1 protein-coding gene and 1 pseudogene are annotated in these 605 nt (G+C 53.7%); one reads left to right on the plus strand and one right to left on the minus strand.

What is annotated here, in order from left to right; all coding sequences use genetic code 11:
- Positions 1-163: 163 nt before the first annotated feature.
- Complete coding sequence (locus J5M71_RS26575; protein ID WP_207807237.1) at positions 164-463, plus strand: hypothetical protein; 300 nt, start codon at positions 164-166, stop codon at positions 461-463.
- A 43-nt stretch (positions 464-506) separates the two neighbouring features.
- On the opposite strand, the pseudogene J5M71_RS29440 reads toward J5M71_RS26575, so the two are convergent.
- Positions 507-605, minus strand: a pseudogene (locus J5M71_RS29440) (effector protein); the annotation flags it as partial.

Genomic DNA, 605 nt, shown 5'->3' on the forward strand with positions numbered 1-605 from the left:
GTCCACGCCCAGTAATGGCCATTGAGCGATGTAATCTTCGATTTTTGGCGATTTCATAAGAGTCTTCCGAATAAGTGGGGCGTGGGTGGACTGTCGACGACTTGAACGTCTAGCTACGCCTGCAAGTCGTACCTGTACACAAGCTCTTTCAAGGTACGGCGCAATGGATAAGACAATTACCGTAGATCAACTCGCTACCACTGATCTGAGATCAATCAACGAGATATGGCTCGGCGGGACTCATACCCAGTTATGCCTGTGGCGTGGAGAGCAAGTCTTCACCCACGAAATGCTCAGCGAGGGCACCCATGACCAAAATGTTCGACGCCTGTGCTTGCAGTTGGTTGACCCTGACGATCGAGACGCAGTGGCCCGTGTTGAGGCGGTAGCGCGCGAACGACTCGAAGAAATGGGCAAGCAGGGCGAGTTTTACCCGGCCGAGGCGGCGGACACTCGTCAATAGTCACTGCGCATCTGATGAAAAGCGCTGCTGCTTAAGCAGCGCCTCAAGCGGGCTCCTCAACCCTGCGCACATCCCCCAAGGAATCACGCTGCATCGATTGCAAATTCTTTTCGATGGTTTCGCACAGCGCTTCCATTTGAAT

It is taken from the genome of Pseudomonas sp. 43(2021) (assembly GCF_017490805.1).
GTDB lineage: Bacteria > Pseudomonadota > Gammaproteobacteria > Pseudomonadales > Pseudomonadaceae > Aquipseudomonas.